The organism is Shewanella sp. 2_MG-2023 (genome assembly GCF_030548905.1).
Lineage (GTDB): Bacteria > Pseudomonadota > Gammaproteobacteria > Enterobacterales > Shewanellaceae > Shewanella > Shewanella electrodiphila.
In genome coordinates this window covers 48749-63610 of the sequence record NZ_JAUOSO010000023.1, presented here as the reverse complement: position 1 = coordinate 63610, position 14862 = coordinate 48749, and the positions used below count along the sequence as shown (strand labels likewise).

Sequence of the window (14862 nt, the reverse complement as noted above, 5' to 3'; positions counted from 1 at the left end):
GACGAAAGCTAAAGCCACTTTTCTTGCCTGAACCGCTAATGATCTTTTGAGGCAAACCACTTACTCATTTACTCAAATTCTCACTGTAAAATTGACAAGAGAAGTGACTGTTATTATCTAACTGCTTAACCTTCGCTGGGGGACGAAAACTAAAGCCACTTTTCTTGCCTGAACCGCTAATGATCTTTTGAGATAAACCACTCACTCATTTACTCAAATTCTCACTTTAAAATTGACAAGAAGAGTGACTGTTATTATCTAACTGCTTAACCTTCGATGGGGGCGAAAGCTAAAGCCTCTATTCTTGCCGGAACTGCTAATGAACCAATATTTTTATTGTGTTCACTTATTTATATTCATTACTGGCTTCGAACTAATTACTATTGATTGCAACCAGTTGCTGGTTTAGTTGAGACAGCTTACGTTGTAAGTTCGCTATTTCAGCAGTGATGGCACTTTTGTTCATAGTGGCGCTTTTGTTCATAGTAGCGCTAAGTCTCTGGTCTTTCTTTCTCACCCATTGATAAATGGTTTTAGCAGACACACTGTACTGTTTTGCAACATCCGAAATTAAACGGTTTTGCTGTTGAACTTCCATGATCACTTGCTGTTTAAGCTCGGTTGTATAAGTTCTGTTTATTGCTGTCATAACACTACCTACTACTTAACTTGATGCTGTTACTATTCGTATTCAATTTATTACTTAAGCCGATAACTCTATGACTTGATATTGTTATCCACATCCCAACAGCTAAAACCAAGATGATGAAAAAAGTTCCATTGGTATTGGCATTGCTCAAAGATGACTTTTAGATGCTCCATGTTTTTCTCCTTTATCATATTTTGTGTCTTCACTGTTGCTCCAAATGGGTCTTTTGGGGTGAAATTGGTCAAATATCAAACTACCCCTAAGGTGGTATATATCTATATGGAATACTTGTGCCAATTTTGTGATAAATATTTTTTCATTTAAAAACAGTGGTTTAATTTTTTAAAGTGATAACTCTAAAATATAAGGTTGCCCCTCATTGGTGCAAAATGTCTTATCTGGTGCAAAGTTGCGTGTAATTGGTAAAGAATAATAACCAGTGTTGTCAGCAAGGATTTTACCTTAAGTTTGTGTCAGAAATTTGATCGTCTAGCTAAGAAGGTAAATTAGCAATATAGGCGGGAACAGTGGTTCTAGATTTCATTGATAAATTATATAAAAGTTACAAAAATGACTGCTTTAATTTCTTATAAATCATAGGTGTAGCTAAGTAGGTTTGTATGAATAAATCTCTGAAGTTATTATTTGAAATCTGCGTTTGAGAGTTTGAACTTTAAGATAGCCAATATGTATAGAGTACAAGGCTCGAAAACTGCAGGGGTTTGGCTGTTTATGTTATCCATTAGCTTAAGATAGATATTCTAGCCTCGTATGATGAGGCTAGCGATGGCGGGATGTCTTACTTACCGTTTTAGATTACATGACTGATTACATTAGGAATATGGTCGCAAGCCCTAAGAATGCAAATAAGCCAATCACATCAGTGACGGTTGTCAGTACCATGCCACCAGCAAGTGCTGGATCGATGTTGAGTTTTTTAAGTATCAACGGGATACTTGCACCAGCTAAGCCTGCGACAGTCATATTGATTAGCATGGCCCCGCCAATTAAGCCGCCTAATGCCATGTCATCTTTCCAGAGCCATACCGCAAAAAATACCAGTACAGACCACATGATCCCGTTAAGGAAACCAATGGCTAATTCTTTACCGATAAGCCAACGGGAGTTACTTTGACCAATATGGCCTAGTGCAATACCACGTATAACCAGCGCTAATGTTTGGTTACCTGCAACACCGCCCATACTTGGCACAATGGTCATTAAAATAGCAATGGTGGCAAACTGCTCTAAGGTGCCTTCAAACATGTTACTTACTGATGCAGCAAGTAACGCAGCAAATAAGTTAATTGTGAGCCATAGAGAGCGTCTGAAGGTACTTTTCATGACGGGGCCGAAGGTGTCTTCGTCATCATCCATACCAGCCATCCCCATCATGGAGTGTTCGGCGTCTTCACGAATAACATCGACCACGTCATCAATGGTGATACGACCTAACAGCTTTTGTTCTTCATCTACGACAGGGGCTGAAATCCAGTCATGGCGTTCGAATAATTGCGCGACTTCATTATCAGGCATTGCCACAGGGATACTTTCAAGCTCAGGATCCATAATGGTTCGGATCGTTTCGCTCGGATTACAAGTGAGCAAGTCGGCTAAGCGAACCCCGCCCAATACATGATCGTTTCGATCAACGACATACAAGGTATCAGTCGTATCGGGTAAATTCCCGCGCTGGCGAAGGTAGCGTAATACTACATCAATATTAACGTCTGGTCTGAGGGTGACGGTATCGGTGTTCATGATACTGCCAGCGGTGTCGTCAGGGTATAACAATGCTTGCTCTACACGGTGACGATCTTGGCTGCTCATTGATTGCAGTACTTTTTTATATACTGCATCAGGAAGGCTTCTTAAGATATAGGCTAAGTCATCGGTATCCATGCCAGAGGTAGCTTGCGCAACTTTTTCGGGTGTCATACCGCTGATGAGCGAATCTTTAAGTTCTTCACCAAGATCTTCTAAAATATCACCCGCTTGCTCCTGGTCAATGAGTTGCCATAGAACTTGACGAGTTTTAGGTGGAGAAGATTCAAGGATGAGGGCGACATCTGATGCTGCCATATCATGGAGCATGTTTCTAACATGGACAAACATACCGCTGCCCAAAGCTTGAGTCAGCTGATTTAGGCGCTGTTCGGTAAGCTCGCTGTCGATTACTTCGATACTCATTCGCCACTCCTCAAAAATTCGATTGCCAATATTAACTTAACAGGGTGGAAAGGGAGAAGCAGTTTCTAAGCGTCGTCAAGTTACTGCATAAAAATTAAGCGCTTTATTGATTTTTGTTGGACTTTAAACAGTATAGTGAACAAAACAAACTTGAAGGGAATTAACTGGAGAAAGGGTAGGAATAATTATAAATAGAGAGTTTGTATACCGTTGGGGTTGACTGAGGCAATTGAGATTACAACGGGTTTGATATCAACACTGGTGATTAATGTCGAGATTAGCTTTCTTCATCAAACTTGTCATTGATCAATTTACATACCGCATCTAAAGCGAGTTGAGCATCAGCGCCTTGTGCTTTGACGGTGATGACTTTACCTATGCCACTTTCTAGCATTAATAAGCCTAATACACTGGCAGCGCTAGCCTGCTTTTCACCTTGAATGAGGGTTATGCTTGCTTCAAACTCAGTGGCTAGTATGGCCAGTTTAGTGGCAGCTCTTGCATGGAGTCCAAGTTTGTTACTGATGGTGATATCTTTCGAGATACTCAATTCAGTTGTCACAGTTTGAGTTCTCTATGGCGGGCACTGACTTGATGCTTAGTATTAGAAAAGCGTTTTGTTAGTTGATCGGCAATATAAACTGAGCGGTGCTGACCACCAGTACAACCAATCGCGATCGTTAGGTAGCTACGGTTGTTACGCTCAAGGTGTGGCATCCAAGTTTCGAACAAGTTTTCAATTTGCCAAATGAATTTATTCACCAAAGGCTGTCTACCTAAGAATTCCTGCACGGGTAAATCGAGACCTGTTAGAGGTCGTAACTCAGTTTCCCAATGAGGATTTGGTAAAAAGCGTACATCAAACATAAAGTCAGCTTCAGTAGGCATACCATGTTTGAAACCAAAAGATTCAAAGTGGATCACTAATTCTTTATCAATGCTACCCATTAAGATTTGTCTGACTTGATCGCTTAAGTCATAAATCGTTAGCTGTGAAGTATCAATGTAGTGATCGACCATTTTAGCGATAGGCTCGAGTAAACGGCCTTCTAATTGAATCGCTTCTTGCAGTGAAATTTGGTTTTTTGACAGAGGGTGTAAACGGCGGGTTTCACTGTAGCGCTTTAACAGCACTTTATCATTAGAATTTAAAAATAAACTAATGATGGTCGTATCGTCAGAAAGCAAGGCTATCTGCTCTTCTAGCACTTTGCCTTGCTCTTCAATATTACGAACGTCGACGCTAATCGCGACAAGGTCGTTATTGCCTTTGAGCTGTTCAAGTAAACTACCAATAAGTGGTAAAGGTAGGTTATCAACACAGTAATAACCTAAATCTTCTAATACCCTTAGTGCTACTGATTTACCTGAGCCTGATCGTCCTGATACGATGACAAGTTTCATGCAGTTATAACCTGATAAAGTTCTGTAGCGTCATGACTCTTTCGAAGTCGCTTAAGGATTAATTTATCGCTCAGTTTTTCAGCCATACTCGACAGCGTACTTAAATGCTGTTGGCATTGATCAGAAGGAACTAACAGCGCAAATAATATATCCACGGGTTTCTTGTCGATAGCATCAAACTCAATGCCTTCTTCACACTTGATCAAAATTGCTATCGGTTCTTCGATATCAGTTAATCGACCATGAGGAATCGCAATGCCATTTCCTATACCTGTACTACCCATTTTTTCACGTGCTATTAAACTTTCAAAAATAGCCTGTGAAGATAGGGTTGGGTACTGGGCAGCCATTAAATCGCTGATAAGTTCCAGTACTTTTTTCTTACTGCCCGGCGTGGCGCAGGTAGTGCACGCCGGCTGCAGAATGGTGCGAAGTTCCATCGTTAGTGTTTAATTAACTTCTCTTTGTGTTTAATTACCTGACGATCTAATTTGTCGATCAGGGCGTCAATTGCAACATACATATCAGCGTTCTGTGATACCGCAAAAACTTCACCTCCTTTGAGGTGTAATTTTGCCTCTGCAATTTGTTGCAGCTTTTGAACATTGAGCACAACGTGAACATTATTGATCTGTTCGAAGTGTCGTTCAAGCTTTGAAAACTTAGTTTGTACATACTCACGTAAAGATTGAGTAATTTCCACATGGTGCCCAGTCAGGTTAATTTGCATAGATCATCCTCCAATAACAAAGGCTTATAGGCTTTTGCGTTGGTTTGAGGGAGGGATGAGCATTGCTTCACGATATTTGGCGATCGTACGCCGAGCAACATTGATCCCTTGTTCTGCCAATAGCGTCGCCATTTTACTATCGCTAAGTGGCTTTTGCTGGTTTTCCGCTGCAACAAGCTTCTTTATAAAGGCACGAATTGCAGTAGAAGAACACTCTCCGCCATCATCAGTACTCACATGGCTTGAGAAGAAATATTTTAGTTCAAAAAGTCCCCTAGGGGTGTGCATATACTTTTGTGTCGTGACACGCGAAATGGTTGATTCATGCATTTCAACGGCTTCAGCAATGTCATTAAGTACCATTGGCTTCATTGCTTCTTCGCCAAACTCAAAAAAGCCTTGTTGAAATTGCACAATACAATTAGCCACTTTTAATAAGGTTTCATTGCGGCTTTCAATACTTTTGATAAACCATTTCGCTTCTTGCAAATGACCACGGATAAATTGGCTGTCTGATTGGTTTGCTGAGCCTTTTGCCATTGCTGCATATTGCTGATTCACACCAATTTTTGGCATGTTATCTGGATTTAACTCAACGACCCAACGGCCACTCTTTTTAAACACTGTCACATCAGGAATGACATATTCATCTTTAATAGGAGTGATCTGTAACCCTGGACGTGGGTTAAGCGTTTGAATAAATTGAATCGCTTCGCGTAAATCATCTTCTTTAAGCTTGGTTTTACGCATTAATAATCTAAAGTCGCGGCCTGCAATTAAGTCTAGGTGTTCTGCAATCAGTAGCTTAACGTTATCGATACAAGGTATTTCATTAGGGTATTGGCCAAGCTGAATCATCAAGCATTCGCTTAAATCTCTTGCTGCAACGCCTACAGGATCAAAATGCTGTACTCGTTTGAGTACAGCTTCAACTTCATCGAGTTCAATATCTTCTAGGCCTAAAGCTTGCAATATGTCTTCAGTTGTTTGGGTTAAGTAACCACGTTCATCAACGGCATCGATAATCGCTGTAGCAATTACCAGATCGTTTTCAGAAAAAGGGGTGAGATTTTTTTGCCACTCTAAATGCTCATATAAGCCTTCTGTGGTTTCACCCTGAAAAGGCATATCGTCATCACGAGCCACTGCGCCAGAACCTGAACTTGGGGATGCTGTGTAAACTTCATCCCATGTGGTATCCATTGGTAATTCGTCAGGCATGGATTCTTTGGTCAACGATTCAGTGGTGTCTACGGTTGAGGTGTCTTTTTCAACAGTCACTTGGCTGTTATCACTAAAATCAGTATCGGTTTGCTGGGCGTTTTCTTTTACAGGTTCTTTTGCTTTAGCAAACTCATCTTCGAGCTCAAGGAGTGGATTTGAGTCAAGTGCTTGTTGAATTTCTTGCTGTAGCTCCAATGAGGAAAGTTGCAATAAGCGAATGGCTTGTTGCAACTGTGGGGTCATAGTCAGGTGTTGACCCATTTTAAGTTGGAGTGAGGCTTTCATTTACCGCTTATCCCTAATTGAGTTTCATCATCGCGACTAACAATTGTGTGGGTCTAGCACCTTTTTAAACTGCTTCTAGGCTTAAGCTTAACCTTGGCTTAAGTTCAGTCTAGAACATTGCACTAAAAAGTGGGACTGATACTGGTCGCGACATGCCATATTGTGCACTAAAGAATGCTAACTATAGCTTGAATTGCTCACCTAAGTATACTGACCTGACTTGCTGATTGTCTAAGATTTCAGCAGGCGTGCCTTCTGCAATTAAATCACCGTGGCTAACAATATACGCGCGCTCACATACATCAAGCGTTTCACGAACATTATGGTCGGTAATGAGTACTCCAAGTCCACGATTTTTTAATTGTTGAATAATTTTCTTGATATCTATCACAGAGATAGGATCGACACCGGCAAAAGGCTCATCTAGCAGAATGAACTTAGGATTTGCCGCTAATGCGCGTGCGATTTCAACACGTCGACGTTCACCACCCGATAATGCCATACCTTGGCTATCGCGAATGTGAGTAATATTAAACTCTTCTAATAAGTGCTCTAACTCTTCGATGCGCTGCTCAGTCGTTAAACTTTTGCGGGTTTGCAACACCGCCATAATATTATCGTGTACGGTTAACTTGCGAAAAATGCTGGCTTCTTGCGGTAAATAACCAATGCCTTTGCGTGCACGCAGGTGCATTGGATCTGCCGTGAGATCATCTGAATCAATTAATATGCGGCCTTTATCACTTTTAACTAAGCCAACGACCATATAAAAGGTGGTGGTTTTACCTGCACCATTTGGCCCTAATAGCCCAACAATTTGACCTGTTTTAACGGTAAGACTGACATTTTTGACCACTTGGCGACTTTTGTAGCTTTTAGCCAAGTTTTCAGCTGTTAAGGTAATTTGGGTCATTATTGAGTTTGCTCTAGCGCTGGTGTTTCAGGTAATGCATCTGAAGCTGGTTGCTCATCAATTGATGCAGGTTTAGCTATTGCAGGTGTTTCAGATTCAGTTGCTGCTGCCGAATCTAAACCATTTTCAGTGTTTTCGATAACGGCATCAGATTGATTTTCAATTAACTTCTCAACTGTTTCTTCAGGTGCTTGCTCTGTGACTTCTTCTGTTGAAACAGGCTCAGATGAGGCGCTATCTGGTTGCTCTGAAGTGTCTTTCGATTCATTTAAATCAGGATAGTTTTCAGGCTGGAAAATTGTGATGACTCGGTCTTTTCCGTCGCCAGTACTTTCAGCGATCAATTGCTGTTTTTCAATATTATAACTGATGAGGTTACCGGTAACTTGGCTACCTGCTTGATCAAGTTTAGCGTTACCTTTTAAGGTTAAAATACTGCTGGCTAGCTCATATCTGATTTCATTGGCACTGGCTGTACCAATACGACCATCATCTAACTCTTGCGAGAATGTAGCCGGATTACCGGTGGCAACCATGGTTTTTTGACCGCCAGACTCTTCACTAAATGCGCGCAATTCATCTGCATTAATGTTAATCGTGCCTTGGGTGACGTTAACAGGGCCAAAGAAAATAACTTGGTTATTTTTAATGTCTGCTTTTTGGCTCACAGCTGCGACTTTTAGCTCTTGTTGTAGATCGCCTTCTTTAGCGTTAACGCCAGTCATTCCAATTAGGCTTATTCCAACTAGGCTCAACTTTACAAAATGTTGTAGTGAGACAGTAAGGTTATTACTTTGCTTCATACGTTCCTTCTACTTGACTTAAAAGCTCTAATTCTTCGGCATTTAAATCAGCGTAAAGGCCTAAGCCTTGTATATTAAAATCTTGACCTGTGACATATATTTGTCTGTCAGACGTCATGATCATAGTGTTCAAATCGAGAGCCAACATAGTGGTTGTCAAAGATTGTACTGGTTCATTGATGTTTATTGCATCAATAATAACATTATTTTGTAGCACTACTTTGCCAGTTTCTTTATTAAGCTTGCCTAAATCAGCAGTTAATTGCCACTCAGCTTCACCATTTTCTGGATAGACAAGATAAACAGGTTCAGTGAACAAGGTTTCATTTGTTTGCTGAAAATGTTCCATGTGTTTTGCTGATACACGACTTTGGACTAAGCCTTGCTCGTTAAATTCAGTACTACGTAAGTCATTAGCTATAAACTCAGGACGAGCAGGATCAGGCAGCTTTGATGCTTCCATCTGGCTGCGCTTGACTTGGACTTGCCAATATAAAATCAGTGCAGCGCCAAAGAAGGCTAAAATGGCCAATGTGGTGCGGCTCATATACTCATTCCATGGGCCGATTCAAATTTGTCTTGGCTAACCAATAGCAGATCAGTTAATTCGCGTAGTGCTCCATTGCCGCCATTTATACTAGTAATCATTTGGCAGTGACGTTTTACAAAAGGGTGACCGTCTGCAACACAAACCGCAAGACCCACTTCTTTCATGACGGGTAAGTCGACCATGTCATCACCGATATAGGCGACTTCATCAGGTTTGACATTATAAATGCTCAGCAAGTCTTTAAACGGGGTAAGTTTATCATCCACGCCTTGATAGATATGGCTGACGCCAAGAGCTGTCATTCTATTTTCTACAATGGCAGATTTACGGCCTGTGATCACAGCGACTTGAATACCGCTGGTTAAAATTGAGCGGACGCCATAACCATCTCGAGTATGAAATGCTTTGAGTTCTTCACCTGCATTACTTAAGTAGATGCGGCCATCGGAAAAAACGCCGTCAACATCACAGATAAGCAGTTTGATTTTTTTAGCGCGCTGCCAAATGTCATCACTGACAGGGCCATATAAGCCTTGATGAACTTGTGTTTCAGACATATTAAATGACTCCTGCTTTAACCATATCGAGCATGTTTAATGCGCCAACAGGCTGTTGATTGTTATCAACCACGATTAAGCCGTTAATGCTTTTTTCATCCATAATTTGCAATGCTTGTGCAGCCAAAATATCGGCACTGATGGTAATACAGTTTGGTGTCATGACATCGGCAATGGCTGTGGTACGTAAATTCTTTTCTGCATCAATCACGCGGCGTAAATCTCCGTCAGTAAATATACCCACAAGTTGACCGCCATCATCAGTCACAGCAGTCATGCCTAAACCTTTATTTGAAATTTCATATAAGGACTCAGTGATACAGACACTGCTGTTAACTATAGGTACATCAGCACCTTGATGCATAACATCTGACACTTTTAACAGTAATTTGCGGCCTAAAGAGCCGCCTGGGTGAGATAAAGCGAAATCATCACGGGTAAAGCCCCTTGCTTGAAGCAAAGCGACAGCTAGTGCATCGCCCATGACCAATGTTGCCGTTGTGCTTGAAGTGGGTGCGAGTCCTAACGGACAAGCCTCTTCAGGTACTTCAATACAAAGATGCAATTTCGATAAGCGCGCCATATTCGAGTCAGGTTTCCCTGTAACCGCGATAACCGGTACGCCCATTCTTTGAATTACTGGTAGCAAAGTGAGAATTTCGCTTGATTCACCAGAATTTGAAATTGCTAAGACGATATCATTTTTAGCCAAAGCCCCTAAATCGCCATGGCTTGCTTCACCTGGGTGAACAAAAAACGCTGGTGTGCCTGTACTGGCGAGAGTGGCTGAAATCTTGTTACCAATATGGCCCGATTTTCCCATACCCATGACAATGACTTTGCCTTTACATTGCAAAATAAGTTCACAAGCTTGGCCAAACTCATCGGAATCAACATATTGATAGAGGTTATCTAATGCCGTTTTCTCGATATCAATGACCTGGCGGCCCCATTGGCGCAATTGTTTCTGATCTATCATAGGTCTCTCGCTCTGTTCTAACACTAATTAAACATTAGCATTAGTGAGATAAAAGTCTTTATGCCCCGTTATTGAGATTGAAATAAGACAATCTGGTACGCAATAAAGACGACTAATAAAATGACGCCATGCCAGCGAGTTAGCTGCTTTTTGGCGCCACTGGATAAAACGAGTACTGCTAATGCGGTACTGGTACCCAGCACCATATAAAAATCTCGGCTACTTGCTTGCGCATCAATCTCACCTGGAGCGATGAGCCCAGGAATAGCCAATACTGCTAAAATATTAAATAAGTTCGATCCGACAATGTTACCAATGGCGAGGTCGTCTTCTTTCTTCAACACCCCAGCAATACATGCAGCAAGCTCAGGTAAGCTGGTACCCACTGCAATAATGGTCAATCCGATGACTAAGTCGGAAAGCCCGAATGTCTTGGCAATGCCTACAGCACCAGTCACCATCCAATCGGCAGAAAGCGGCAGTAGGATCATGCCCACAATGATCCAGATAATAGCATGTAATGTGGGTACATTTTTAGGGATCTCTGCATCAGATTCGTCAGATAACGGATCTATTTGCTTATTTCTCATGGCTTGCCAAATGAAATAGCCCATTAATCCAAAAAATGCGACTAATAAAACACCGCCTTCAAAACGAGTTAGCATGCCGTCATGGATGAGGTAACCGGCTAAAACAGTCGCTGCTAGCATTAGCGGTATTTCTCTTTTGAGTGTTTGAGAACTCACTGAAATAGCACCAAGTAGGGCAGTAATACCAAGAATTAAGGTGATGTTAGCAACGTTTGAGCCCAGCACATTACCTACGGCTGTATTGCTCATGCCTTCCATTGATGCTGTGGCTGCGACAAACATTTCGGGTGCTGAACTTCCCATTGCAACAATGGTTAAACCAATCAGCATTGGCGGCAGTCCAAGGTTACGAGCGAAAGCGGCTGCGCCATATACGAAGCGATCTGCGCTCCAAACTAATACGCCTAGGCCAGCGATTAGCATCAAGATATTAAAAAGCATGTTTGTCCAAAAAAAGTGTTGATAGCTATATTTGTGCAGAATTTTAACAAAAATATGAGCAGATGCGATAATTGTTGTGGATTGTAACTCATGGTGATTGATTTGTTGTAGGTTCTTACACAATTTCGTACAATTCAGATCTACATCTTGCGGGCCAGGAAGGCTATTATTTCCTCTATGTCAGATTCAAGTTCATTACAAAATACATCCCCTTTGGTTGAAATTCGTCATATGAAATTCAATCGTGGTTCACGTGTCATCTTTGATGATATTTGTTTGAACATTCCTAAGGGAAAAGTTACCGCAATTATGGGCCCCAGCGGCATCGGTAAAACGACGCTCCTTAAATTAATTGGTGGTCAATTAACCCCAGACAGCGGTGAAGTATTATTCAGTGGTGAAAATATTCACCAACTCAAACGTCAGCAATTATTTGAGCTGCGTAAACGCATGAGCATGCTATTTCAAAGTGGTGCCTTATTCACCGACATGAATGTATTTGATAATGTGGCTTTTGCATTACGTGAGCATTCTGGTTTACCTGAAAGCATTATTCGTAAAGTGGTGATGATGAAGTTGCAAGCGGTGGGATTACGAGGCGCAGCTCAGATGAACCCTAATGAGTTATCAGGTGGTATGCAAAGGCGAGCAGCGTTAGCGAGAGCGATTGCCTTAGAGCCTGAAATGATCCTTTATGATGAGCCATTTGCTGGGCAAGATCCTATTTCAATGGGGATGCTGGTGAAATTAATCGGTGAGCTATCCAGTACCTTAAAACTCACTTCTGTCGTTGTTTCCCATGATGTTGACGCTGTTCTGAGCATTGCTGATTACGTGTACGTGATTGCTGAAAAGAAAGTGATTGCCTCAGGGACTCCCGACGAGCTTAGAGCATCAAATAACCCTCAAATTGAACAGTTTATTAATGGCCGACCAGACGGGCCTGTGCCTTTTCATTTCCCCGCTGAAGATTACCAACAGGAGATGCTAAATGGGCGTAGTTAGTCGTGTGGCGGACTTAGGCCGAGTTGCATTGGATGTTTTAGCAGGGCTAGGCCGTGCAGGCTTAATGCTTTGGGGTGCGATTATCAATGTGCCTAATATCAGTAAAGGTTTGCCATTAGTGGTTAAGCAAATTTATGTGCTTGGTGTGCGCTCAATGGTGATAATCATCGTATCAGGCTTATTTATTGGTATGGTTTTGGCGCTTCAAGGTTATACCGTTTTAGCTGATTTTGGCACTGTTGAAAGTTTAGGCCCGATGGTTGCGCTGAGTTTACTGCGTGAACTTGGCCCTGTCGTGACGGCATTATTATTTGCGGGACGTGCAGGTTCAGCATTAACCGCAGAAATAGGCTTAATGAAATCCACTGAGCAATTATCTAGCTTAGAGATGATGGCTATCGATCCATTAAGGCAAGTGATTGCGCCGCGTTTTTGGGCAGGGGTGATAAGTGTACCTTTATTAACAATGATGTTCTGCCTCGTTGGTATTTTAGGTGGTCATCTTGTTGGGGTTGAATGGAAAGGCATCGATAGCGGGTCTTTTTGGTCAATACTGCAAGCATCTATCGAATGGCGCCAAGATATTGTGAATTGTTTGATTAAAAGTGCTCTATTTGGCGTGGTAGTAACTTGGATTGCTTTGTACCGCGGGTATGAGGTCACGCCAAACCCAGAAGGGATAAGTAAGGCAACCACTTCGACAGTGGTGCAAGCAAGTTTAGCGGTACTCGCACTCGACTTTTTGCTTACAGCAATCATGTTTGGTCAGTAACAAATTTCGCATTCATTAATTAAGTGGTTGAAGCATATGTTGACAAGGAAAGTAGAATTATTCGTTGGGCTCTTTTTACTAACAGGGTTGTTGGCATTTTGTGTATTGGTGTTTAACGTTGCCAATGTGGAACTAAAGTCGAGTAAAGAGACCTATACTTTAAGAGCTGAGTTTAACAATATCGGCGGTTTAAAGGTGCGTTCACCTGTGAAGGTTGGCGGTGTTGTCGTTGGCCGAGTCTCGAAAATTACACTGGATAATAAGAAGCTGGTGCCCGTAGTTACCTTAACCATGGATAAAGAGTTTAATCAGTTCCCTGAAACGAGTAGCTTATCAATTTTAACGTCAGGGTTATTAGGTGAGCAATTTTTAGGGCTGACCCCAGGCTTTATGGACGATGACATAGAAATGTTAGCAGATGGGGATAGAGTGCATGACACTCGCTCTGCATTGATTTTAGAGGATTTAATTGGGCAGTTATTATATAGCGTTTCTTCAAAGGACAATTAGGAGAGAAGTATGAGCCAAGTCTTTAAACGTATTTTGCAAACTATGGTGTTGTTAGTTGGCAGTGCTGTGAGTCTCACAATGTCAGCGAGTGAAGTGACAAGTGAAGTTATAGATACTCATGATCCTTTTAAGTTAGTCCAGCAAGTATCGAATAAAACCTTTGATCGCTTTAATACTGATAAAGCGTTAATTGATGCAGATTTAAGTCATTTAAAGGTGATTGTGCGTGAAGAATTAATGCCATATGTCGATTACAAATATGCTGCTTATAAAGTCATGGGGCAGTATTTACGCGACACGACACCAGAACAACGTGAGCGTTTTGTCGAAGCGTTTGAAGGTTACTTGGTGGCGACTTACGCTCAAGCCTTTACCGAGTATACAGGTCAAAAAGTACAGTTTTCCCCTGCGAGTGATTTTGCCGATGAGAAATTCGTCGATGTAAATGTGCAAATTATTGAAGATGGCCGCCCACCGATTAAAGTGATGTTTAAAGCAAGACGCCTTAAAGATGATAGTTGGAAGGCATTTGATTTAGTCGCTGAAGGGGTGAGTCTACTTGCGTCAAAACAGTCTGAAATTTCAAACTTAATTCGCCAGAAAGGGGTGGATTCCGTAATTGAAATGCTAAAAGATCGTACCCAACAAGAAATCAATTACAAACAGGATAAGGAAAATGCTGCGTGATTGAGTTTTTACAACAAGGTGACACTTGTGAAATTAAAGGGCAATTAAGGCAAACAGAGGTCATTGATTTATGGCCAAAACGACAACAGTTGTTTACTGATAGCACGCAAGTGTTAGACTTGTCTGCTTTAGAGTATGCCGACAGCGCAGGCGTCGCATTTTTACTTGAGCTGATATGCTTAGGTAATTGCAGTAAAAGCACTACTCAGCCAAGAACATTGGCAAATCCGAGTACACATCTAAAAAAACTCATTGAGTTATATGATTTAGAATCCTTTTTTCTAGAAAACTAGCATTGAATTTAAGGTAGCAAATTCCATGGATTGCAAAGTAATCGAACAAATTTTATCAGACGCACTCACTGTAGATGAAGTTCATGTCACGTCTGACGGTAGTCATTTTAAGGTCGTTGCCGTAGGCGAATGCTTTGATGGCATGAGTAAAGTAAAGCAACAACAGACGATTTACGCACCATTGAATGAATTCATAGCCAGTGGTGAGTTGCATGCGCTGACCATCAAAACTTTTACGCCGACACAGTGGAAGCGTGAAAAACTATTTAATATGTAATTT

18 protein-coding genes and 1 pseudogene are annotated in these 14862 nt (G+C 41.5%); 6 read left to right on the top strand and 13 right to left on the bottom strand.

Features of this window, described 5'->3' with window-relative positions; translation table 11 throughout:
• Window positions 1-373: 373 nt before the first annotated feature.
• From Q4600_RS19120 to Q4600_RS19060, 13 genes and pseudogenes are all read right to left on the bottom strand, one after another.
• Window positions 374-649 (bottom strand): transposase, encoded by a 276-nt coding sequence (locus tag Q4600_RS19120; protein WP_102528034.1) that lies wholly within the window; start codon window positions 647-649, stop codon window positions 374-376.
• Window positions 650-1477: 828 nt separating this feature from the next.
• Window positions 1478-2839, bottom strand: a complete 1362-nt coding sequence (mgtE, locus tag Q4600_RS19115) for a magnesium transporter (protein ID WP_102528033.1) — start codon at window positions 2837-2839, stop codon at window positions 1478-1480.
• A gap of 277 nt (window positions 2840-3116) precedes the next feature.
• Window positions 3117-3389: an HPr family phosphocarrier protein gene (locus Q4600_RS19110; protein ID WP_102528050.1), complete on the bottom strand. Its 273-nt coding sequence runs from the start codon at window positions 3387-3389 to the stop codon at window positions 3117-3119.
• 8 nt (window positions 3390-3397) lie between these two features.
• A complete protein-coding gene (gene rapZ, locus Q4600_RS19105) occupies window positions 3398-4243 on the bottom strand; it encodes an RNase adapter RapZ (RefSeq protein ID WP_102528032.1) in 846 nt (281 codons plus the stop codon).
• On the bottom strand, window positions 4240-4683 hold the full coding sequence (gene ptsN / locus Q4600_RS19100) for a PTS IIA-like nitrogen regulatory protein PtsN (RefSeq protein ID WP_102528031.1): 444 nt from the start codon (window positions 4681-4683) through the stop codon (window positions 4240-4242). The genes rapZ and ptsN overlap by 4 nt, the downstream gene beginning before the upstream one ends.
• A 2-nt stretch (window positions 4684-4685) precedes the next feature.
• On the bottom strand, window positions 4686-4973 hold the full coding sequence (hpf, locus tag Q4600_RS19095; protein WP_102528030.1) for a ribosome hibernation promoting factor: 288 nt from the start codon (window positions 4971-4973) through the stop codon (window positions 4686-4688).
• A 24-nt stretch (window positions 4974-4997) separates the two neighbouring features.
• On the bottom strand, window positions 4998-6482 hold the full coding sequence (locus Q4600_RS19090) for an RNA polymerase factor sigma-54 (protein WP_102528029.1): 1485 nt from the start codon (window positions 6480-6482) through the stop codon (window positions 4998-5000).
• 181 nt (window positions 6483-6663) lie between these two features.
• Window positions 6664-7395 carry an LPS export ABC transporter ATP-binding protein gene (lptB, locus tag Q4600_RS19085; protein ID WP_102528028.1) on the bottom strand — a complete coding sequence of 244 codons (732 nt, stop codon included), beginning with the start codon at window positions 7393-7395 and terminating at the stop codon, window positions 6664-6666.
• 272 nt (window positions 7396-7667) lie between these two features.
• A pseudogene (lptA, locus tag Q4600_RS19080) lies at window positions 7668-8198 on the bottom strand (lipopolysaccharide transport periplasmic protein LptA); the annotation flags it as partial.
• Entirely contained in the window at window positions 8185-8745 is a 561-nt protein-coding gene (lptC, locus tag Q4600_RS19075) for an LPS export ABC transporter periplasmic protein LptC (protein WP_102528026.1), read from the bottom strand. The pseudogene lptA and the gene lptC, both read right to left, overlap by 14 nt.
• Window positions 8742-9305 carry a 3-deoxy-manno-octulosonate-8-phosphatase KdsC gene (kdsC, locus tag Q4600_RS19070; RefSeq protein ID WP_102528025.1) on the bottom strand — a complete coding sequence of 188 codons (564 nt, stop codon included), beginning with the start codon at window positions 9303-9305 and terminating at the stop codon, window positions 8742-8744. The genes lptC and kdsC overlap by 4 nt, the downstream gene beginning before the upstream one ends.
• A gap of 1 nt (window position 9306) precedes the next feature.
• Entirely contained in the window at window positions 9307-10284 is a 978-nt protein-coding gene (locus tag Q4600_RS19065; RefSeq protein WP_102528024.1) for a KpsF/GutQ family sugar-phosphate isomerase, read from the bottom strand.
• Window positions 10285-10352: 68 nt separating this feature from the next.
• Window positions 10353-11315 carry a calcium/sodium antiporter gene (locus Q4600_RS19060; protein ID WP_102528023.1) on the bottom strand — a complete coding sequence of 321 codons (963 nt, stop codon included), beginning with the start codon at window positions 11313-11315 and terminating at the stop codon, window positions 10353-10355.
• A gap of 177 nt (window positions 11316-11492) precedes the next feature.
• Between Q4600_RS19060 and mlaF the strand changes: the two genes are divergently transcribed.
• The 6 genes from mlaF to Q4600_RS19030 are packed head-to-tail and all read left to right on the top strand — an operon-like array spanning window position 11493 to window position 14859.
• Window positions 11493-12320, top strand: a complete 828-nt coding sequence (gene mlaF / locus Q4600_RS19055) for a phospholipid ABC transporter ATP-binding protein MlaF (RefSeq protein WP_229371080.1) — start codon at window positions 11493-11495, stop codon at window positions 12318-12320.
• Entirely contained in the window at window positions 12307-13092 is a 786-nt protein-coding gene (gene mlaE, locus Q4600_RS19050; RefSeq protein ID WP_102528021.1) for a lipid asymmetry maintenance ABC transporter permease subunit MlaE, read from the top strand. Before mlaF ends, mlaE begins: the two co-directional genes overlap by 14 nt.
• A 36-nt stretch (window positions 13093-13128) precedes the next feature.
• On the top strand, window positions 13129-13602 hold the full coding sequence (gene mlaD / locus Q4600_RS19045; RefSeq protein ID WP_102528020.1) for an outer membrane lipid asymmetry maintenance protein MlaD: 474 nt from the start codon (window positions 13129-13131) through the stop codon (window positions 13600-13602).
• A 9-nt stretch (window positions 13603-13611) separates the two neighbouring features.
• The gene (locus Q4600_RS19040; protein ID WP_102528019.1) at window positions 13612-14289 is read left to right on the top strand and encodes a phospholipid-binding protein MlaC; all 678 of its coding nucleotides are present in this window, start codon (window positions 13612-13614) and stop codon (window positions 14287-14289) included.
• Window positions 14286-14582, top strand: a complete 297-nt coding sequence (locus tag Q4600_RS19035) for an STAS domain-containing protein (protein WP_248955657.1) — start codon at window positions 14286-14288, stop codon at window positions 14580-14582. The genes Q4600_RS19040 and Q4600_RS19035 overlap by 4 nt, the downstream gene beginning before the upstream one ends.
• Window positions 14583-14607: 25 nt before the next feature.
• A complete protein-coding gene (locus Q4600_RS19030) occupies window positions 14608-14859 on the top strand; it encodes a BolA family protein (protein WP_102528017.1) in 252 nt (83 codons plus the stop codon).
• Window positions 14860-14862 lie beyond the last annotated feature (3 nt).

Excerpts from the sequence above, each read along its gene's own strand:
- rapZ (WP_102528032.1), bottom strand. The coding sequence starts at position 4,243 with ATGAAACTTGTCATCGTATCAGGACGATCAGGCTCAGGTAAATCAGTA.
- lptB (WP_102528028.1), bottom strand. The coding sequence starts at position 7,395 with ATGACCCAAATTACCTTAACAGCTGAAAACTTGGCTAAAAGCTACAAA.
- Q4600_RS19030 (WP_102528017.1), top strand. The coding sequence starts at position 14,608 with ATGGATTGCAAAGTAATCGAACAAATTTTATCAGACGCACTCACTGTA.
- lptC (WP_102528026.1), bottom strand. The coding sequence starts at position 8,745 with ATGAGCCGCACCACATTGGCCATTTTAGCCTTCTTTGGCGCTGCACTG.
- Q4600_RS19090 (WP_102528029.1), bottom strand. The coding sequence starts at position 6,482 with ATGAAAGCCTCACTCCAACTTAAAATGGGTCAACACCTGACTATGACC.
- Q4600_RS19060 (WP_102528023.1), bottom strand. The coding sequence starts at position 11,315 with ATGCTTTTTAATATCTTGATGCTAATCGCTGGCCTAGGCGTATTAGTT.
- Q4600_RS19065 (WP_102528024.1), bottom strand. The coding sequence starts at position 10,284 with ATGATAGATCAGAAACAATTGCGCCAATGGGGCCGCCAGGTCATTGAT.
- mgtE (WP_102528033.1), bottom strand. The coding sequence starts at position 2,839 with ATGAGTATCGAAGTAATCGACAGCGAGCTTACCGAACAGCGCCTAAAT.
- hpf (WP_102528030.1), bottom strand. The coding sequence starts at position 4,973 with ATGCAAATTAACCTGACTGGGCACCATGTGGAAATTACTCAATCTTTA.
- Q4600_RS19040 (WP_102528019.1), top strand. The coding sequence starts at position 13,612 with ATGAGCCAAGTCTTTAAACGTATTTTGCAAACTATGGTGTTGTTAGTT.
- mlaE (WP_102528021.1), top strand. The coding sequence starts at position 12,307 with ATGGGCGTAGTTAGTCGTGTGGCGGACTTAGGCCGAGTTGCATTGGAT.
- mlaD (WP_102528020.1), top strand. The coding sequence starts at position 13,129 with ATGTTGACAAGGAAAGTAGAATTATTCGTTGGGCTCTTTTTACTAACA.
- kdsC (WP_102528025.1), bottom strand. The coding sequence starts at position 9,305 with ATGTCTGAAACACAAGTTCATCAAGGCTTATATGGCCCTGTCAGTGAT.
- ptsN (WP_102528031.1), bottom strand. The coding sequence starts at position 4,683 with ATGGAACTTCGCACCATTCTGCAGCCGGCGTGCACTACCTGCGCCACG.
- Q4600_RS19120 (WP_102528034.1), bottom strand. The coding sequence starts at position 649 with ATGACAGCAATAAACAGAACTTATACAACCGAGCTTAAACAGCAAGTG.
- mlaF (WP_229371080.1), top strand. The coding sequence starts at position 11,493 with ATGTCAGATTCAAGTTCATTACAAAATACATCCCCTTTGGTTGAAATT.